This is a genomic window from Enterobacter sp. SENG-6 (assembly GCF_001605945.1).
Lineage (GTDB): Bacteria > Pseudomonadota > Gammaproteobacteria > Enterobacterales > Enterobacteriaceae > Enterobacter > Enterobacter cloacae.
In genome coordinates this window covers 1-19,022 of sequence record NZ_LOMM01000009.1, presented here as the reverse complement: position 1 = coordinate 19,022, position 19,022 = coordinate 1, and the positions used below count along the sequence as shown (strand labels likewise).

23 protein-coding genes and 1 pseudogene are annotated in these 19,022 nt (G+C 55.7%); 11 read left to right on the top strand and 13 right to left on the bottom strand.

Going from position 1 to position 19,022, the window contains the following annotated elements:
- Positions 1–44: 44 nt before the first annotated feature.
- The 9 genes from flgJ to flgB are packed head-to-tail and all read right to left on the bottom strand — an operon-like array spanning position 45 to position 7,215.
- Positions 45–998 (bottom strand): flagellar assembly peptidoglycan hydrolase FlgJ, encoded by a 954-nt coding sequence (gene flgJ, locus AX755_RS05515; RefSeq protein WP_020689612.1) that lies wholly within the window; start codon positions 996–998, stop codon positions 45–47.
- Complete coding sequence (locus AX755_RS05510; protein WP_013097134.1) at positions 998–2,095, bottom strand: flagellar basal body P-ring protein FlgI; 1,098 nt, start codon at positions 2,093–2,095, stop codon at positions 998–1,000. Before AX755_RS05510 ends, flgJ begins: the two co-directional genes overlap by 1 nt.
- 12 nt (positions 2,096–2,107) lie before the next feature.
- On the bottom strand, positions 2,108–2,806 hold the full coding sequence (gene flgH, locus AX755_RS05505; protein WP_003857987.1) for a flagellar basal body L-ring protein FlgH: 699 nt from the start codon (positions 2,804–2,806) through the stop codon (positions 2,108–2,110).
- Positions 2,807–2,863: 57 nt separating this feature from the next.
- Entirely contained in the window at positions 2,864–3,646 is a 783-nt protein-coding gene (gene flgG, locus AX755_RS05500; RefSeq protein ID WP_008500810.1) for a flagellar basal-body rod protein FlgG, read from the bottom strand.
- Positions 3,647–3,657: 11 nt separating this feature from the next.
- On the bottom strand, positions 3,658–4,413 hold the full coding sequence (locus AX755_RS05495) for a flagellar basal body rod protein FlgF (protein WP_013097135.1): 756 nt from the start codon (positions 4,411–4,413) through the stop codon (positions 3,658–3,660).
- A gap of 20 nt (positions 4,414–4,433) precedes the next feature.
- Entirely contained in the window at positions 4,434–5,642 is a 1,209-nt protein-coding gene (gene flgE, locus AX755_RS05490) for a flagellar hook protein FlgE (RefSeq protein ID WP_013097136.1), read from the bottom strand.
- 26 nt (positions 5,643–5,668) lie between these two features.
- The gene (gene flgD, locus AX755_RS05485; protein WP_013097137.1) at positions 5,669–6,379 is read right to left on the bottom strand and encodes a flagellar hook assembly protein FlgD; all 711 of its coding nucleotides are present in this window, start codon (positions 6,377–6,379) and stop codon (positions 5,669–5,671) included.
- Positions 6,380–6,390: 11 nt separating this feature from the next.
- Positions 6,391–6,795: a flagellar basal body rod protein FlgC gene (gene flgC / locus AX755_RS05480; protein ID WP_013097138.1), complete on the bottom strand. Its 405-nt coding sequence runs from the start codon at positions 6,793–6,795 to the stop codon at positions 6,391–6,393.
- Positions 6,796–7,215 carry a flagellar basal body rod protein FlgB gene (flgB, locus tag AX755_RS05475; RefSeq protein WP_013097139.1) on the bottom strand — a complete coding sequence of 140 codons (420 nt, stop codon included), beginning with the start codon at positions 7,213–7,215 and terminating at the stop codon, positions 6,796–6,798.
- A 157-nt stretch (positions 7,216–7,372) separates the two neighbouring features.
- On the opposite strand from flgB, the gene flgA reads away from it, so the two are divergent.
- The 3 genes from flgA (at position 7,373) to flgN (ending at position 8,846) form a co-directional block, all read left to right on the top strand.
- Positions 7,373–8,029: a flagellar basal body P-ring formation chaperone FlgA gene (gene flgA / locus AX755_RS05470; RefSeq protein ID WP_013097140.1), complete on the top strand. Its 657-nt coding sequence runs from the start codon at positions 7,373–7,375 to the stop codon at positions 8,027–8,029.
- 93 nt (positions 8,030–8,122) lie between these two features.
- A complete protein-coding gene (gene flgM / locus AX755_RS05465; RefSeq protein ID WP_013097141.1) occupies positions 8,123–8,416 on the top strand; it encodes a flagellar biosynthesis anti-sigma factor FlgM in 294 nt (97 codons plus the stop codon).
- A 4-nt stretch (positions 8,417–8,420) separates the two neighbouring features.
- Positions 8,421–8,846 carry a flagella biosynthesis chaperone FlgN gene (flgN, locus tag AX755_RS05460; RefSeq protein WP_028027944.1) on the top strand — a complete coding sequence of 142 codons (426 nt, stop codon included), beginning with the start codon at positions 8,421–8,423 and terminating at the stop codon, positions 8,844–8,846.
- 59 nt (positions 8,847–8,905) lie between these two features.
- Here the strand turns inward: flgN and murJ are convergent, their stop codons facing one another.
- From murJ to rimJ, 4 genes are all read right to left on the bottom strand, one after another.
- Positions 8,906–10,441 (bottom strand): murein biosynthesis integral membrane protein MurJ, encoded by a 1,536-nt coding sequence (gene murJ, locus AX755_RS05455; RefSeq protein ID WP_023620179.1) that lies wholly within the window; start codon positions 10,439–10,441, stop codon positions 8,906–8,908.
- A 129-nt stretch (positions 10,442–10,570) separates the two neighbouring features.
- Positions 10,571–11,494, bottom strand: coding sequence for a Gfo/Idh/MocA family protein (locus tag AX755_RS05450; RefSeq protein WP_029881953.1), 924 nt, complete (start codon positions 11,492–11,494; stop codon positions 10,571–10,573).
- A gap of 2 nt (positions 11,495–11,496) precedes the next feature.
- Entirely contained in the window at positions 11,497–12,147 is a 651-nt protein-coding gene (locus AX755_RS05445) for a YceH family protein (RefSeq protein WP_013097145.1), read from the bottom strand.
- 9 nt (positions 12,148–12,156) lie between these two features.
- Positions 12,157–12,741, bottom strand: a complete 585-nt coding sequence (rimJ, locus tag AX755_RS05440; protein ID WP_013097146.1) for a ribosomal protein S5-alanine N-acetyltransferase — start codon at positions 12,739–12,741, stop codon at positions 12,157–12,159.
- Between the two features lie 236 nt (positions 12,742–12,977).
- Here rimJ and mdtH point away from each other — a divergent pair, with 236 nt between their 5' ends.
- The 8 genes and pseudogenes from mdtH to AX755_RS05395 form a co-directional block, all read left to right on the top strand.
- Complete coding sequence (gene mdtH / locus AX755_RS05435) at positions 12,978–14,186, top strand: multidrug efflux MFS transporter MdtH (RefSeq protein WP_023620180.1); 1,209 nt, start codon at positions 12,978–12,980, stop codon at positions 14,184–14,186.
- 121 nt (positions 14,187–14,307) lie between these two features.
- Positions 14,308–14,868 (top strand): lipoprotein, encoded by a 561-nt coding sequence (locus AX755_RS05430; protein WP_062856420.1) that lies wholly within the window; start codon positions 14,308–14,310, stop codon positions 14,866–14,868.
- Positions 14,869–14,995: 127 nt separating this feature from the next.
- Positions 14,996–16,042: a dihydroorotase gene (gene pyrC / locus AX755_RS05425; protein ID WP_020689622.1), complete on the top strand. Its 1,047-nt coding sequence runs from the start codon at positions 14,996–14,998 to the stop codon at positions 16,040–16,042.
- 74 nt (positions 16,043–16,116) lie between these two features.
- Positions 16,117–16,362 carry a DNA damage-inducible protein I gene (gene dinI, locus AX755_RS05420; RefSeq protein WP_013097151.1) on the top strand — a complete coding sequence of 82 codons (246 nt, stop codon included), beginning with the start codon at positions 16,117–16,119 and terminating at the stop codon, positions 16,360–16,362.
- 272 nt (positions 16,363–16,634) lie between these two features.
- Positions 16,635–16,889 carry a biofilm formation regulator BssS gene (gene bssS / locus AX755_RS05415; protein ID WP_008500827.1) on the top strand — a complete coding sequence of 85 codons (255 nt, stop codon included), beginning with the start codon at positions 16,635–16,637 and terminating at the stop codon, positions 16,887–16,889.
- A 116-nt stretch (positions 16,890–17,005) separates the two neighbouring features.
- Positions 17,006–18,124 carry an N-methyl-L-tryptophan oxidase gene (solA, locus tag AX755_RS05410; RefSeq protein ID WP_044158660.1) on the top strand — a complete coding sequence of 373 codons (1,119 nt, stop codon included), beginning with the start codon at positions 17,006–17,008 and terminating at the stop codon, positions 18,122–18,124.
- 56 nt (positions 18,125–18,180) lie between these two features.
- Entirely contained in the window at positions 18,181–18,294 is a 114-nt protein-coding gene (locus AX755_RS05405) for a YceO family protein (protein WP_020689623.1), read from the top strand.
- Positions 18,295–18,512: 218 nt separating this feature from the next.
- A pseudogene (locus AX755_RS05395) lies at positions 18,513–18,944 on the top strand (cytochrome b); the annotation flags it as partial.
- Positions 18,945–19,022 lie beyond the last annotated feature (78 nt).

Below are 19,022 nucleotides of genomic sequence, written 5' to 3'. Positions count from 1 at the left end.
CCTGATGAAAGTTATCGGCAGCCTCCACCGGGACTTGAGAAGTTTCAGAACAGATTTTCGATATCTGTGCTATAGGCTTTGCTGACTTTCTCGCCCATCGATTTAAGCTGCTGAATCATGCTGGTGAGCTTACGCGCATAGTTCGGGTCGGTGGCATAGCCCGCATTTTGCAAGGCCTGCGCGCCCTGCTCAGGCGTAGCCGCCTGCGTAACGGCGGCATAACGCGGGTTGCGGCTCAACAGGCCTACATAATCGGACAACGCTTCCAGATAAGAGCTGTAAACGCGGAATTTTGCTTTGATCTTCACCGCCGCACCGTTTTCATATTCGGTGGTGGTGATCTCCGTTGTCGGCCCCTTCCAGCTGGCATTCGCCTTCACGCCAAAGATGTTGAAGCTCGGCTCGCCGTTTTCCTTACGGATCTGGCGCTGACCCCAGCCTGATTCCAGCGCGGCCTGCGCCAGAATCAGATGATGTGGTACCCCACTCTGTTCACTGGCAAGACGGGCCGGCAGCGAAAGCTGTGCCAGGAAGTCTTTGCTGTCGCCGGAGAGCGGCTCATCGCTGCTCACCGTCGCCTTCGGTATCGCTTTACGCACCATTTGCGTCAGCGCCTGGTTCTGATAGCTGGTCACCGTTTGCAGGTCGAACTTCATCGGCACCTGCTGCGGCTCATCCTTCGGCTGGATCCCCTGCGCGGCTTCGGTCTGTTTGACTATCATGTCAGCCAGACCGAGCCCTTTACCGGCGGTCATCTGCTGCGCAATCTGTTGGTCATACATGCTGGTATACAGGCGCGTTGAATCACTGCTGAACATGCCGTCTTTAGGCAGAGTTTCACGCATGCTCTTCAGCATCATCTGTACAAACATCCCCTCCACCTGGCGGGCGACCGGGCGGATATTCGCCGCCGGGTCTTTGCCTGCCTGGGTTTTCAGTTCGTTAAGCGACTGGGCATCCCAGGCCGCGCTGGTCAACAGTTTGCTATCGGTCAGCATCAGATGATTTCCAGTTTGGCGCGCAGACAGCCCGCACTTTGCATGGATTGCAGAATAGACATCAGATCCATCGGCGTTGCCCCCAGGGCATTCAGGGCACGCACCACGCTGTTGAGGTTAGCACTGGAGCGTACGCTCTGCAGCGAGCCCCCGCTCTGACGCAAATCGATCTGGGTTTGCGGCGTTACCACCGTCTGCCCACCACCAAACGGGGTATCCGGCTGGCTGACGTTGGCGGAGCGGTTGACCGTTACCGAGAGGTTACCCTGCGCCACGGCGCAGCTGTCCAGCGACACTTCACGGTTCATCACCACCGAACCGGTACGGGAGTTGATGATCACTTTGGCATCCTGAACAGGGACATTCACTTCCATGTTCTGGATATCCGCCAGCATGCGCACCTGGTTGCTGCCGCCCGTTGAGGTGCGGATCTGCACGGTACGGGCGTCCAGCGCCGTCGCACTGCCATAGCCGCGGCTGCGGTTGATGGTGTCGGCGATCTGCTGCGCCATGGTGAAATCTTCGTTGTTCAACTGCAGGTTGATGGTATTCCCCGCGCCGAACTGGGTCGGCAGTTCACGCTCAATGATTGCACCGTTAGTGATACGCCCGCCGTTCAGCTGGTTGACCTGCACGCTGCTGCCGCCTGCAGAGGCCCCCGCGCCGCCCACCAGAATGTTACCCTGCGCCAGGGCATAAACCTGGCTATCCACCCCTTTCAGCGGAGTCATCAGCAGCGTACCGCCGCGCAGGCTTTTGGCGTTACCCATGGAGGAAACCACCACATCGATGGTCTGCCCCTGACGCGCAAACGCCGGGTAGGAAGCGGTTACCATGACCGCCGCCACGTTTTTCAACTGCATGTTGGTGCCCGCCGGTACGGTGATACCGAGCTGGGACAGCATGTTGTTCAAGCTCTGGGTGGTGAATGGCGTCTGGGTGGTCTGGTCACCCGTGCCATCCAGGCCAACCACCAGACCATAGCCAATGAGGGAGTTTTCACGCACGCCCTGAACGCTGGTGAGATCGCGAATGCGGTCAGCCTGGGCAAATGTTGCCACCAGCATCAGCGCCACGGCGAAGATCGATTTAAACATGGGTCACCTCGCTTACATCGGCGATAAATTAAGGAAGAAGCGCTGCAGCCAGCCCATATTTTGCGCTTCGTTGATATAGCCGTTACCGACGTACTCAATGCGCGCATCCGCCACCTGGGTGGACGGAACGGTGTTGGTGCCGCTGATGGTGCGAGGGTTAACCACACCGGAGAAGCGAATGAACTCAGTGCCCTGGTTAATGGCGATCTGTTTTTCACCCACCACATGTAAATTGCCGTTAACCAGCACCTGGTCAACCGTTACCGTCAGCGTGCCGCTGAAGGTATTGCTGGCGTTCGCGCCACCTTTACCGTTAAAGGTATTGCCGCCAGACGCCTCAACATCCGCACGTGCATTGCCGAAGAGTCCCTGCAGATAGCGCGGTACGGTATCGAAGCCAAAATTGGTTTTGCCATCGCGGCTGGCATTCGCCGACGAGCTCTTGCTCGCGCTGACGTTCTCCTGCAGCACAATGGTCAGGGTATCGCCGACGTTACGCGGGCGACGGTCTTCAAACAGCGGCTGATAACCATAGTTGATCGGCTGCGCGGTCTGGAAAATGGAGCCGTTTACCACTGGCGCAGGGCCAGGAACGGGTTGGGCGGTCGTCGCACCCTGGACCAATGGTTTAGACGGGATCCAGGCACATCCGCTAAGGGTGACGGCCAGAACAGTCAGAATCGGATAACGAAACGCCGCGTTTTTTTGCATTGCCTTCATCTTCGAAAACAGGGAGCCGGTGCGGCGTTCACCGCACCGGGCTGCACCTTAGAGTTGCGTCAGTTTCTGCAGCATCTGGTCGGTCGTCGACACTGCTTTACTGTTAATTTCATACGCGCGCTGGACCTGGATCATATTCACCAGCTCTTCCGCCACGTTCACGTTCGAGGTTTCCACATAACCCTGATACAGCAGCCCTGCCCCGTTCAGGCCCGGGGTGCTCTCATTCGGCGTACCGGAGGATTGCGTTTCGGTGTAGAGGTTCTCGCCAATGCTTTCCAGACCGGTATCGTTCATGAAGGTGGTCAGGTTGAGCTGCCCCACCTGAACAGGCGCGGCCTGTCCCTGCTGGGTGACGCTCACCACGCCGTCACGCCCGATGGTGATGCTCAGGGCATTCGCCGGGATCGTGATAGCAGGCTGAACCTGGAAACCACCAGCCGTGACCAGCTGGCCGTTCTGATCGACCTGGAACGAGCCGTCACGGGTATAGGCAGAGGTCCCGTCAGGCAACTGCACCTGGAAGAAACCCTGGCCTTTAATGGCGACGTCTTTGCTGTTGTTGGTCTGAGACAGGTTGCCCTGGCTGTGCAGACGCTCGGTGGCGACCGGACGAACACCGGTACCGATCTGCAAACCTGACGGCAGCGTGGTTTGCTCAGAGGACTGTGCACCCGGCTGACGAATGGTTTGGTAAAGCAAATCTTCGAAAACGGCACGCTGACGCTTGAAACCATTGGTGCTGACGTTTGCCAGGTTGTTGGCAATCACATCCATATTGGTTTGCTGCGCGTCCAGGCCAGTTTTCGCGATCCATAAAGAACTGATCATAGGGAGTCCTGTTAACTCATAGCCAGAAGTTGGTTAGCTTTGCCCGCGTTTTCATCAACGCTGCTGATAATCTTCATCTGCATTTCAAAACGACGGGCGCTGGCGATCATGTCGGTCATGGCCTCGACCGGCTTGACGTTGCTGCCTTCCAGAACACCGGACATCACGCGAATGGTCGGGTCGGCCTGAAGCGTGGCGCCACGGGTGGCCTGAGCCGCCTGGGTCAGACGGAACATACCGTCATCACCACGCTGCACCTCTTTGCCATCCGCTTTGACCAGCTTCAGACGCCCGACGGGCGCAACGGTATTGGCCGGGTCGCCCGGGTTCAAGGCGGAGATGGTACCGTCTGCGGCGATGGTCAGCTCTGAGCCTTCCGGCACCGTCAACGGACCCGCTTCACCCATTACCGGGTGCCCCTGAATCGTCAACTGGCCCGTGGCACTGACCTGGATATTACCGTTGCGGGTATAGCCTTCGCCGCCGTCTGCCGTTTGCACGGCCAGCCAGCCGTCCTGCTGCAGAGCAACGTCCAGCGGACGGGCGGTGTAATCCATCTGCCCTGGCGTCATGTCTGCACCCGGCGTGGAGGCGGTCACCAGCGTACGCGTCGGCAGGGACAACCCTTCTACCGGCACCGCACGCAGCGCATTGAGCTGTGCGCGGAACCCCGGCGTAGAGGCGTTCGCCAGGTTGCTGGCGGTAACGGCCTGCTGATTGAGCGTCTGACTTGCCGCGCCCATCGCGGTATATATTGCGTGATCCATTGCGCTTTCCTGTTAGCCGCTTAACGCAGGTTAACCAGCGTGTTGAGGATCTGATCCTGGGTCTTGATGGTCTGCGCGTTCGACTGATAGTTACGTTGCGCGACAATCATGTTCACCAGCTCTTTACTCAGGTCGACGTTAGAGGCTTCCAGCGCACCGTTGGTCAGCGTACCGAAGTTACCGGAACCCGCGGTACCCAGCAGCGCGACGCCGGAGGACTGCGTGGCAGACCAGACGTTGTCACCTTCAGACTTCAGACCTTCGTTGTTGGCGAAGTTTGCCAGCACGATCTGGCCCAGAACCTGGGTCTGTTCGTTGGAGTAGTTACCGACCACGGTGCCGTCGTCGTTGATCTGGTAGCTCACCAGGTCGCCCGGTTTAAAACCATTCTGGCTGGTTCCAACGATGTTGTTCGCACCGGTGTTCTGCTGCATGGAGTTCGCAAAACTCATGGCGAAAGTCGCAGGTGTGGCACCAGGAATGGTCGCGGTAGTCAGGTTGATGTTGCCACCGCCGATCAGCGTACCGTTGTTGTTGAAGGTCAGCGTCGTGGCGAGAGAGGCCGTGCTGCCTGCCACGCTACCGTCCTGGGCATACACTTTCCAGGAGTTAGCCGGGGTCGCATCTTTAACGTAAAACAGGTTCATGTTGTGCGCATTACCCTGGCTGTCAAAGACGGTGACCGTACCTTTTTTGTTATAAGTATCCGGGTTGGCCGGATCAAAGGCGGTGGTCGGTGCGGTATCGGTGGAGTTGAGGTTAATCTGCTGGGAAGCCGTGGTGGTGGCCTTCGCGGCCATCAGCGTGGTCGGGATATTAATAGGCTGTGGGTTCGCACCGGTCTGAACCGTTGATGGCGTCCCGGCAACCGGATAACCGGTTAATTGCATCCCCTGCATGTTCACCAGGTTACGGTTTTCGTCCAGCTTGAACTGGCCGTTACGGCTGTAGAACACCGAGCCGTTAGCATCGACCATACGGAAGAAACCGTTCTGGCTGATGGCAACGTCCAGGCCACGACCGGTATTGGTGGTGGTGCCGTCGGTAAAGTCCTGGGTAATGCCTGCAACTTTTACGCCCAGACCCACTTTGGAACCGGCAAACATATCTGCAAATGAAGCAGAACCGGATTTAAAACCATAGGTCGCGGAGTTGGCGATGTTGTTGCCAATGACGTCCAGGTTGGTGGCCGCAGCATTCAGGCCGCTGACCGCTTGAGAAAAGGCCATGACTTACTCCTGATAAGTGTTAAGGCTTAGATAATCTGCCGAACTTCGTCGAGTGTGGTGGTACCAGAAGTACCCAAATCCAGTTTGTTGCCATCGCTACCTTTAATGACGCCCTGGACCAGCGCAAACTGCAGCGGCTGAGCCACCAGCTGGGTAGAGCCATTGCTGGCACTGATTGCCACTTTGTAAGAACCGTTTGGCGCTTTGGTGCCGTCGGCCAGGCTGCCATCCCAGGTAAAGGTATGAACGCCCGCCTTCAGTTCGCCGATATCAATCGTGCGAACCACGGCGCCGGTAGCGTCGGTGATCGTCGCGGTGACTTTGTCGGCCGCCTGCTGCAGCTCAACGCCAAACGGCGTGGTGGTGGTGGTCGTATTGCCTTCGGTGGTGCTGGTGCCCGCCAGGATCGTGGTGCCCGGGATCATCACCCCGTGACCAATCAGGCTCGCAGCCTGCAGGGACTGGCTGTTATCAATTTGCCCGGAAACAGAGCCGAGGGTGGTATTGAGTTTCTCAATGCCGCTGACGGTACTGATCTGCGCAAGCTGCGTGGTCAGTTCGTTGTTCTGCATGGGGTTGGTGGGATCCTGGTTCTTCAGCTGTGCCACCAGCAGCGTCAGAAAGCTGCTTTGCAGATCGGAGGCGTTACTTCCCGTCAGGGAGCTGGAACCCGTCGAACTTTTGGCGCCACTGACGCCCGAGTTCGTTGGATCATTCACATTAACGGCGATGGACATGCATGTCTCCTTTACTGGCCGAGAGTGAGGGTTTTGAGCATCATGCTCTTCACGGTATTAAGCACTTCGACGTTTGCCTGGTAGCTACGTGAGGCGGACATGGAGTTCACCATCTCCCCCACCACATCCACGTTTGGCATTTTCACGTAGCCGTTCGCATCCGCCAGCGGGTTGCCGGGCTCATACACCAGCTTGTCCGGTGCCTGGCTTTCCACCACGTCAGAGACTTTCACCCCGCCCGTCGCCGCGCCTGGTGCAGCATCCACCTGGAACACCACCTGCTTTGCACGATAAGGCTGTCCGTCAGGTCCGGTCACGCTGTCGGCGTTCGCCAGGTTACTGGCAGCCACGTTCAGGCGCTTGGACTGCGCGGTTAACGCCGAGCCGGCGATATCGAAAATATTCAGCAAGGCCATTTATCCGTTGCCCCCCTGCAGGACGTTCATCATGCCTTTGATCTGTCCGCCGAGTACGGTCAGGCCCATCTGGTATTTCAGGCTGTTATCGGCAAACTGCGTACGCTCCCGGTCCATATCCACGGTGTTACCGTCGAGTGAAGGCTGGTCGGGAATGCGATAAAGTAAATCGGTCGTGGGCGCCGTCATCGCCTGAGCAGGAATATGGCGTGAGGAGGTCAGAGCGAGCGCGACACCGCTCCCTTCTGCACGTCCACGCTCCATCACTTTTTTAAGCTCACTGGAAAAATCAATATCGCGCGCCTGATACCCTGGCGTATCGGCGTTGGCAATATTGGCGGCTAAAATCTCCTGCCGCTGGGCGCGTAAATTGAGCGCTTCCTGCTGAAAACGTAACGCGGCGTCGAGTTTATCGAGCATGTCTCCTCCGCTGATGGCAAAATTTCAGTTCACAGCTTAAATCTCACCCCGTCACCCCTATCGACGGAATAAGCGCAAAATGCGTCGCTATTTATTCCGTTGATGCAAAACCACTGCAGGTAGAATCCTCTCAATTCGGGTAACGGTGGAATGTGCGATGCAAACGTTAAAACGCGGCCTGGTGGCTACGGCCCTGCTTTTCAGCCCCCTGGTACAGGCTGAAGTACAGGATCAACTGACGGCTTTCTTTGCTCAGCAACTGGCGGGCTTTAGCGATGAAGTCAACGTCACCGTGCGCACGCCACCTAATCTCTATCCCTCCTGTGAGCAGCCGTCGTTCAGCGTAACGGGCACCACAAAACTGTGGGGGAACGTGAACGTGCTGGCGCGCTGTCCGGGTGAAAAACGCTATTTACAGGTTGCGGTACAGGCGACGGGCAATTATGTTGTGGCCGCCGTTCCCATTGCTCGCGGCAGCATGTTGCACGCCAGCAGCGTGACTCTGAAACGCGGTCGTCTGGATCAGCTTCCGCCGCGCACCATGCTTGACATTAACCAGGCACAGGATGCCGTCAGCCTGCGTGATGTCGCGCCAGGCCAGCCGATACAGCTCTCCATGCTGCGTCAGGCATGGCGGGTTAAAGCGGGTCAGCAGGTGATGGTGGTGGCCAACGGCGATGGTTTTCAGATAAACAGTGAAGGGAAGGCATTAAACAATGCCGCGGTGGCACAAAATGCCCGCGTCAGGATGTCCTCAGGCCAGGTGGTTAGCGGAACCGTCGATTCTGATGGGAATATTCTGATTAACCTATAATCTTTTTAAAGAAATCGCTGCGACTGCCGATAAATAATCAACTAATGATGATGTCAGGCGCCAACGCCGCGAACCCTCGATGAGGACAACACTATGAGCATTGATCGTACATCAGCCCTGAAGCCGGTAAGCGCTGTACAGCCTCGCGAAACGAATGACGCCACGCCGCAGAAAACGCGTGTGGAAAAACCGTCAACGTCCAACAGCACCAGCGTCACCCTGAGCGATGCTCAGGCAAAACTGATGCAGCCAGGCAGCAGCGATATCAATATGGAACGCGTGGAAGCGCTGAAAACGGCTATTCGTAATGGTGAGCTGAAGATGGATACCAGCAAAATTGCTGACGCCCTGATTCAGGAAGCACAGAGTTTCTTACAGAGTAACTAACCGTATGAGTCGACTGTCAGAAATACTGGATCAAATGACGGTTGTCCTGAACGACCTGAAAACGGTCATGGACGCGGAGCAACAGCACCTCTCTTCCGGTCAGATCAACGGCAGCGCGTTGCAGCGTATTACGGAAGATAAAAGTTCGCTTCTGGCGACGCTGGATTATCTGGAACAACAGCGTCGCGCTGAGCAAGATCCTAAGCGCAGTGCGAATGACGATATTGTAGAACGCTGGCAGACCATTACAGAAAAAACCCAGCATCTGCGCCATCTCAATCAGCACAACGGCTGGCTGCTGGAAGGCCAGATTGAGCGTAATCAGCAAGCGCTTGAGGTGTTAAAGCCGCATAAAGAGCCCGGGCTGTACGGTGCGGATGGTCAAACATCAACGGCACGTGTCACGGGCGGGAAAAAGATTTCGATTTGAAGCCCAGGCGACAAATCAGGCAGCGGGGAGCACCCTCAGGTGAACTCCCCTTTTGGCGTTTATGCGGTACGGCGGGCAAACTCTTTCACTTTGAAGCCCAGCACCGCGAGCGTCGCAAAGTAGGCCACAACCCCAACACCCACAACGGCCATCAGCCGCATCAGACGGTAAAGCATGGTGCCCTGCGACCATTCCGGCATGACATGCAGCATGCCAAGCAACGCCGCTGCCATAACCAGCACCGCGACGATCAGACGCACAAAGAAGCTTTTCCAGCCCGGCTGCGGCGTGAAGATATCCTGCTTACGCAACTGCCAGTACAACAGCCCGGCGTTGAGACAGGCCGCAAGACCAATAGACAAGGCCAGACCGGCGTGCTTCAGCGGGCCAATAAAGGCCAGGTTCATCAGCTGAGTCATAATCAGCGTCACAATGGCAATTTTCACCGGCGTTTTGATGTCCTGGCGCGAGTAGAACCCTGGTGCCAGCACTTTAACGACGATCAGCCCCATCAGCCCCACCGAGTAGGCAATCAGCGCCTGCTGCGTCATTGACGCGTCAAAAGCGGTGAATTTGCCGTACTGGAACAGGGAAACGGTCAGCGGCTGCGCGAGGATCCCCAGCGCTACCGCACTCGGCAGCGCCAGCAGGAAGCAGAGACGCAGCCCCCAGTCCATCAGACGGCAATATTCGTCATGGTTTCCGCTGGCAAAACTTTTCGACAGCGACGGCAGGAGAATAGTCCCCAGCGCCACCCCCAACACCCCGGAGGGAAACTCCATCAAACGGTCCGCGTAGTACATCCACGAAACGGAACCGGATTTGAGGAAAGAGGCGAAGATAGTGTTGATGATAAGCGAGATCTGGCTAACCGAAACCCCGAGAATGGCAGGCCCCATCTGCTTAATCACGCGCATCGCACCGGCGTCACGGAAATTAATTCGCGGCAGAACCAGCATGCCGATTTTCTTCAGATGCGGCAGCTGATACGCCAGTTGCAACACGCCGCCCGCCGTCACCGCCCAGGCCAGCGCCAGCACCGGCGGGTTGAAATGGGGTGCGGCGAACAGCGCAAAGCCAATCATGCTGATGTTAAGGAAGGTTGGCGCAAAGGCCGGAACGGAAAAACGGTTCCAGGTATTGAGGATTGCCCCCACCAGCGAGGCCAGAGAGATCAGCAGGATATAAGGAAAGGTAATACGCAGCAGTTGAGTGGTCAGGGCAAATTTATCTGCCGAGTCCGCAAAGCCGGGTGCCGTCACCATAATCACCCAGGGCGCAGCCAGCATCCCGAGTACCGTTACGATCGCCAGGGCCAGCGTCAGGAGGCCTGAAACGTAAGCGACAAACACGCGCGTGGCGTCTTCACCCTGCTTGCTTTTATATTCCGCCAGGATAGGAACGAATGCCTGGGAAAATGCCCCCTCGGCAAAAATGCGACGCAATAAATTCGGCAATTTGAACGCGACGAAAAAGGCGTCCGTTGCCATCCCTGCACCAAATACTCTTGCCACAATCGCATCGCGCGCAAAACCCAGCACGCGGGAAAACATGGTCATCGAGCTGACTGCCGCCAGCGATTTTAATAAGTTCATTAATGAGAATTCCCACAACCCTACGGATTTCCAGGACGGGTAAGCGAAAGCGCCACCCATTGAAACCAACAAACGGCGCTTAGTCTACCCGGATTTAAGGGAATTACTATCGGCAGATGTTACAGAGAATTATTCGCTCATGGCCTCTCGCCAGAGCCGCTCAACAATGCGTTGTGCCATGATGGCCTGCTCACCGGATGTTTCCGGAACCGTCTGATTTTGCACACAGGCGATAAAGTGGCGGGCGCATCCGTCAAAGCCGCGCTGCTCAAGGGTGCTTTGCCAGCCAGGCGCCGGTAGCGTGACCACGCCGCTGCCTTTCTCTTCGCGCCATTCGCGCATGTCGGTAATGTCATACAGAGCCCCCTCAGTGACCGCCTGCACAGACTCCCGCTGACTGCCGGCCCGGCGATGCATGCTGGTGGTGACCTGCAGATGCTCAAGAGCAAAATGGTGCTCAGCGTAAACCATCTGGCCCTGATCGTTGGTCAACAGGGTGCCGCTTTTAAGCTGGGCTTGCCCGTTGGTTAGCCAGAGCGCCGTATCTACTACGTGCAGGTAATCATCCAGAAGGGTAAAGCGCAGATCGTTCGGTCCGACGCTGTCGGTACGATGCTTGTCCATTCGCAGGGACGCGAGCCCACCAGACCGGGCCTTCAACTGCTGGTAAAGCGGCGCAAAACGGCGGTTGAAACCCACCATCAGCGTCAGTTTTTTGCGTGCAGCGAGTTCAATCAGCCGTTCGGCATCCTGAATGTTTTCCGCCAGGGGTTTATCCACACAAACGTGGACCCCGGCATTCAGTAATTCGCTGACCACCTGATAATGGGTGGCGGTAGAGGTGTGCACAAAGACCGCATCGCAGTCGCGCGCCAGATCCTGAAGCGATGCCGCATACGGCATGCGCCAGGTTTCGCAGATCCGCTCGGCCTTCTCGCGGGTAGGTGACCACGCCCCTTGCAGCGTCCAGTCCGTCGCGGCCCCCAGAACAGGCAGCCAGGCCTTTTGCGCAATACCGCCCAGCCCTACCACGCCAACGCGTAATTTTTTCACCGTCAGTCTCCTAAATGTGCCAGCAATGCATCCAGGCGTTGTTTCAGCCCGGCCACCTCTTCCTCCAGCGCCTCTACGCGTGCTGCGAGGCTGTCATGCGCGGCGGGGGCAGCCGAATCTGCTAACACCGTTGACGTATCAACCTCACCGCTGAACAGGTGCATATAGCGGCTTTCACGTTTCCCCGGCTCGCGCGCCAGACGTACCACGTAAGGGCCATCCTCGCGGGTGGCAAGCCCGTCCAGGGTCTGCTCAACCTCCTGCATATCGGCGAACTCATGCATGCGGGAGGCCCGGGTGCGCAGTTCACCGGGTGTTTGCGCGCCGCGCAGTAACAGCGTGGTGATCACCGCCACCTCGGCGGCACTCAACTTCAGATCGCCGAACTCAGAATTGCAAAACCGCTGCTCGTACTTGGTCACGCGGTTACCGAAACCGCTGACCGTGCGCAGGTAATGGCGTTTAACCAGTTCATCGAGAATATCCTGCACCTCATGTTCGCCGAGATTCATCACCGGCTCACGGTTGGTTTTCTGGTTACACGCCATCGTCACGGCATTGACGGAGAGCGGATACTGTTCCGGCGTGGTGACCTGTTTTTCCAGCAGGCAGCCAATCACACGCGCTTCTGTTGCGCTTAACTGATATTTCATCTCTTCTCCTTAGCGGCCTGCCGTCCAGTCCCGGGTGGTTAATGCTGTCAGTACGTGGTCGCGCCACTCTCCGTCTATCAGCAGATAATCTTTGGCGTACCCCTCTTTCTCAAACCCCAACCGCGCGAGCAAATTACCGCTGCGCTGATTGTGTGGCATGTAGTTCGCCATAATGCGATGGATATGTTGCGTGCGCTGCATATAACGGATCGCCACCGTTAGCGCCTCATACATCAGCCCCTGCCCTTGCCATTTCTGGCCGATGGAGTAGCCGAGGTAGCAGGCGTGAAACGATCCGCGCACCACGTTGGAAAAGTTGGCAATACCGATGATCTCTTTTTCCTCCGGATCCAGCAGCGCGAAATAGAACGCGCTTCCCTGCTTGTGGAATTCTGCAATCATGCTGAGGCGCGCCTGCCAGCCGGAAGGGTAGCAGTGGCTCTCATCCCGAACGGGTTCCCAGGGTTTTAAAAACTGGCGATTCTCGGCGTAATAATCCGCCAGACGCCAGGCATCACGCTCGTGCACCAGACGAACAACCAGCCTGTCCGTTGTCAGACGCACTTTTGGCACATTACTGCGATAGCCAAACATCGATACCACTCCTTCCCGTCACTTCTGCTTACCCATTAGCTTTACTATACCTGCGCCTGTGCCGTCTGTGAAAACAGTGACATACCATTTTGACCTCTTTTCACATTTTTCGATGAGAACTCTCTATCAAAGCGCTCTTTTGATAAAAAAATATTGTCACGCGCGGGGGTGGGAAAAAACGTGGCGACACCGCAGAATGTTAGCGTGCTCACCATCCTGTTTTCCCTGGAGGGAAAATGTCCCGCGTATCACAGGCCAGGAGCCTGGGTAAATATTTCCTGCTAGTCGATAACATGCTGGTCGTGCTCGGCTTTTTTGTTGTGTTTCCCCTCATCTCGATCCGCTTTGTCGATCAAATGGGCTGGGCGGCACTGATGGTCGGTATCGCGCTCGGGTTACGCCAGTTTGTCCAGCAGGGTCTGGGCGTGTTTGGTGGCGCCATCGCCGACCGCTTTGGTGCCAAACCGATGATCGTGACGGGCATGCTGCTACGCGCGGCAGGCTTCGCCACCATGGCAATTGCCCAGGAGCCGTGGCTGCTGTGGTTTTCCTGCTTCCTCTCCGGTATCGGCGGCACCCTGTTTGACCCGCCGCGCACCGCGCTGGTGGTTAAACTCATTCGTCCGCAGCACCGGGGACGCTTCTTCTCAATTCTGATGATGCAGGACAGCGCCGGGGCGGTGATTGGCGCACTGCTGGGAAGCTGGCTGTTGCAGTACGACTTTCGTCTGGTTTGCGCGGCGGGTGCGCTGCTCTTTATTCTGTGTGCGCTCTTTAATGCCCTGTTTCTGCCGGCATGGAAGCTGTCGACGGTCAAAGCCCCGGTACGCGAAGGTCTTGGCCGCGTGCTGCGAGACAAACGCTTTGTTACGTACGTGCTGACCCTGACGGGGTATTACATGCTGGCCGTTCAGGTCATGCTGATGCTGCCGATCATGGTAAACGACATTGCGGGCACCCCGGCCGCCGTAAAATGGATGTACGCCATAGAAGCCTGCCTCTCTCTGACCCTGCTCTACCCGATCGCCCGCTGGAGCGAACGGCGTTTTCGCCTGGAGCATCGCCTGATGGCCGGGCTGTTATTGATGACGCTCAGCATGATGCCCATCGGGCTTGTGAACTCGCTCCAGCAACTGTTTACGCTGATTTGCACCTTCTATATCGGCTCCATTATTGCCGAACCGGCTCGTGAAACGCTGAGCGCCTCGCTTGCCGACGCGCGCGCTCGCGGCAGCTATATGGGGTTCAGCCGCCTGGGGCTGGCCTTTGGCGGTGCATTGGGTTACGCCGGCGGCGGCTGGCTGTTCGATGCCGGAAAAGCCCTAAGCCAGCCGGAACTGCCCTGGGTCATGCTCGGCGTGGTCGGCTTTATGACGCTCCTTGCACTGTGGTGGCAATTCAGCCAGAAGCGCAGCGCGAGCGGCATGCTCGAACCAGGGGCATAATATTCCCTGCGGCGGGGCCTTTCCCGCCGCCATTATCAGTTTTTTCTGCTGGTTTCCGCTATTTCGCCCTGACATACTGGCGTAACAGGACAGTAGCGCCGATTTTTCGTTGAGGAACACTATGAAAAAAATTGTCATTGCCGCCGCATTCATTGTCAGCGGCCTGCTGGTAGGTTGTAACCAGCTTACGCAATACACCGTCAGTGAGCAGGAAATTAATCAGGCGCTGGAAAAACATAATAACTTTTCAAAAGACATTGGTGTGCCGGGGCTTGCCGATGCGCATATCGTCCTCAGCAATCTCACCAGCCAGATTGGGCGCGAAGAGCCGAATAAAGTCACTCTCGCCGGGGATGCCAATCTCGATATGACCTCTCTCTTCGGTAACCAGAAAGCCAACATTAAGCTGAAGCTCAAGGCGCTGCCGGTCTTTAACAAAGAGAAAGGGGCCATTTTCCTGCAGGAGATGGAAGTGGTAGACGCGGACGTCACGCCGGACAAGATGAAACCGGTGATGCAGACTCTGATGCCTTACCTGAACCAGTCCCTGCGCAACTACTTTAACCAGCAGCCGGCCTATTTCTTAAGTGAAGACAAGAGCAAGGGTGAGGCGCTGGCGAAAAAATATGCCAAAGGCATCGAGGTGAAACCGGGAGAGATCGTTATTCCATTCACCGATTAACCTGAAGGGGCGCAAAAGCGCCCTTTTTTTTACGGAAAAGTGTGCAAACGAAAACGTTTCCGCTTATGATTTGTGTCCGGCAAAAACAGCCATCCTAATGACTGATTCCTGACAAGCCGGAGCTTCCATGACTGCACAACCCCAGGTTCTTAAAATCCGCCGCCCTGACGACTGGCATATCCATCTGCGTGATGGCGATATGCTGAAAACCGTCGTGCCGTATACCAGCGAAATTTATGGCCGCGCGATTGTCATGCCTAACCTGGTTCCACCAGTCACCACCGTTGATGCCGCTATGGCTTATCGCCAGCGAATTCTTGATGCCGTGCCGGCAGGACATGATTTCACCCCGCTGATGACCTGCTATCTGACCGACACCCTTGATCCGAATGAAGTGGAACGCGGCTTTAACGAAGGCGTGTTCACCGCGGCGAAACTCTACCCGGCTAACGCTACCACCAACTCCAGCCACGGTGTCACCAGTATTGACGCCATCATGCCGGTTCTGGAACGCATGCAAAAACTGGGCATGCCGCTGCTGGTACACGGTGAAGTGACCCACGCCGACATTGATATCTTCGACCGTGAAGCCCGCTTTATCGAAACCGTAATGGAGCCGCTACGCCAGCGTCTTCCTGCGCTTAAAGTGGTGTTTGAACACATCACCACCAAAGATGCCGCAGAGTATGTCCGCGATGGCAATGAGCTGATTGCCGCCACCATCACGCCACAGCACCTGATGTTTAACCGCAACCACATGCTGGTTGGCGGTGTTCGTCCGCATCTCTATTGCCTGCCGATTCTGAAGCGTAACGTTCATCAGCAGGCGCTGCGTGAACTCGTTGCCAGCGGTTTCTCCCGCGCCTTCCTCGGCACGGACTCCGCGCCTCATGCACGCCACCGCAAAGAGGCCAGCTGCGGTTGCGCAGGCTGCTTTAATGCCCCTACCGCACTCGCCAGCTACGCCACCGTGTTTGAAGAGATGAATGCCCTGCAGCATTTCGAAGCGTTCTGCTCGCTCAATGGACCACGCTTCTACGGGCTGCCGGTCAACGAAACGTTCATTGAACTGGAGCGTAAAGAGAGCCGCGTGGACGAGGCCATTCCGCTGACGGATGACACGCTCATCCCATTCCTTGCCGGTGAAACCGTCAACTGGACGGTAAAACGCTAAAAAAACAGTGCCCCTTGTTGTCAAACCCATAATATAACTGTATAAATAAACAGTATATTACACAGGGGGCATTTATGCGTATTGAAGTCACCATAGCCAAAACAACCGTTCTGCCTGCTGGCGCGCTTGATGCGCTGGCCGGTGAATTATCCCGCCGTATTAACAGTACTTTCCCTGACAACGCTGGTGCCGTAACGGTTCGTTATGCGGCGGCAAACAACCTCTCCGTCATTGGCGGCGCGAAAGAAGATAAAGACCGTATCAGCGAAATCCTGCAGGAAACCTGGGAAAGCGCCGACGACTGGTTCATTACAGATTAATCTTGCTCCCTCATTGTTCTTTTTTGCCGGGTCGCCCCGGCTTTTTTTCGTCTGAAATCCGGTTCGTTCAAATTAATTCGGCAACAAATTTAAAAATCGTGAACAAGGTGGTGTTTTATTGTTCGAACAATCCTAAAAAGCAGAAAAATGTGTTGCCAACTGTTTATTTTTCCCTTGCGAACCCTTATTACTTGTATACTGAAGATGCTTTCAGAAAAACATGCATTGAACCTCGGAGCCGTTGTCTTCTAACACGCATTAAGGGGGTTATAATGGAAAAGAATAGCGAAGTCATCCAGACCCATCCGCTTGTTGGCTGGGATATCAGTACCGTAGATAGCTACGATGCGCTGATGCTGCGTTTGCACTACCAGACCCCGAATCAACTCAACCGTGAAGAAGCGGAAGTTGGACAGACGCTGTGGCTTACAACAGACGTCGCCCGTCAGTTTATTTCTATTTTAGAGGCAGGTATTGCCAAAATAGAATCTGGCGACTATCAGGAAAATGAGTATAAACGGCACTAGGTTTATACCTATTCTTCGCTCAACAGGCACCCTCCGGGTGCCTTATTTATTTCTCCCTTGTGTCAGCCCGCATAGTTAATTACTCTGCTAACAAAGCGTGAGTTCGAGAGATGGATATGAGATACGACTTAATCATTATTGGTAGCGGATCCGTGGGGTCTGCCGCCGGTTATTACGCAACGCAAGCGGGTCTGAAGGTCCTGATGATCGATGCCCATCGTCCTCCCCATGCAGAGGGCAGCCATCATGGCGACACCCGGCTTATTCGCCACGCCTATGGTGAAGGCGAGCGCTATGTTCCGCTGGTGCTTCGCGCCCAGACGCTATGGGATGAACTGGCGAAGCTGACGGAAGAACGCATTTTCGAACGCACGGGCATCATCAACCTGGGCCCTGCCCGCTCTGATTTTCTGGCCAACGTTGAGCAGAGTGCGAAAGCGTTTAATCTTGATGTGGAGAAGCTGGACGCGGCAGGCATCATGGCCCGTTGGCCAGAGATTGCCGTCCCGGACGATTATATCGGCCTGTTTGAAGCCAACTCCGGGGTCTTACACAGTGAAACGGCCATCAAAACCTGGATCGATCTTGCGGAAAAAGCGGGCTGCGCTCAGCTCTTCAACTGTCCGGTGGAATCCCTCACTCATCACGCTGACGGCGTTACGGTCACCACTGCGGACGGAGAATATTCAGCGTCCCGTCTGCTGATTAGCGCAGGCACCTGGGTCACCCGTCTGCTGCCCGATCTGCCTGTTCAGCCGGTGCGCAAGGTCTTCTCCTGGTTCCAGTCGGATGGCCGTTACAGTGCACAGAATAAATTCCCGGCATTTACCGGGGAGTTACCGAACGGTGATCAGTTTTACGGCTTCCCGTCTGAGAAAGACGCGCTCAAAATCGGAAAACACAATGGCGGGCAGGCGATCTCCTCCCCTGAAGAGCGTAAACCGTTCGGTGCATACCCACAGGATGGATCCGAAGCGTTTACCTTCCTGCGCAATATCCTGCCGGGCGTAGGCGGTTTACTGTATGGTGCTGCCTGCACCTACGACAACACGCCGGACGAAGACTTCATCATTGACACCCTGCCGGGGCATGACAACACGCTACTCATCACCGGCCTCAGCGGTCATGGCTTCAAGTTCGCCTCCGTGCTGGGCGAGATTGCTGCGCAGTTTGCCCAGGGGATCGCACCGCAGTTTGATCTCACTCCCTTCTCACTTTCGCGTTTTAGCAGATAATCCACCGCGGGTTTCGGACGTCCGGAACCCGTTTTCCAGACAGAAAACGGGACATTATGCGCAGGATCGTTGGCTTTCTTATCAATAACATTCGTGAGCATTTTATGCTCTATATTTTATTATGGGTGCTGCTGGCACTCATCGATATTATTTACATTGTATTTTACTGAAAAGTGAAGCTGACAATTACTGACATTACTTTAGGTTAGCTTAATCTTTTGCTTGCTGCTTATTCCGCCTTGGACGAAGCGATTGAATTACATTTGCGGATCATTTTCAAAACCGCTGAAATAAATAAAATAAAAATCTATATTCAATTATTTCAGTTGCAATATCATTTATTCCCGTTCATTTTTACTATTCTGTTTTTCTTCGAATGGTCATTCTGATGCAATTGCGTAACTCCTCTCAGCGCTACGGAATAATATCCATGTGTTTACACTGGATAGTTGCTCTTACCGTTTATGCAATGTTCGGACTGGGTCTGTGGATGGTGACGCTCAGTTATTACGACGGCTGGTATCACCAGGCACCAGAACTGCATAAAAGCATCGGCATCCTGCTGATGATGACGTTGGTTATTCGCGTGATCTGGCGTCACATTTCCCCGCCGCCCGCCGCGCCCAAAACCCACAGTAAATTAACGCGTGTCAGCGCGGTTGCCGCGCACGTTACGCTCTATATCCTGCTGTTCGCCATTCTGATTAGCGGGTATCTCATTTCCACTGCAGACGGCAAGCCGATTAACGTCTTTGGCCTGTTTGAGGTTCCGGCCACGCTCTCTGACGCAGGGGTTCAGGCCGACACCGCAGGCGTTGTGACCTGCTCCCCGTTGATTAGTACACCCCGATGTTAGTAATGTCTTCATAAGCCACATGAGGACATCCCCATGAAGAAG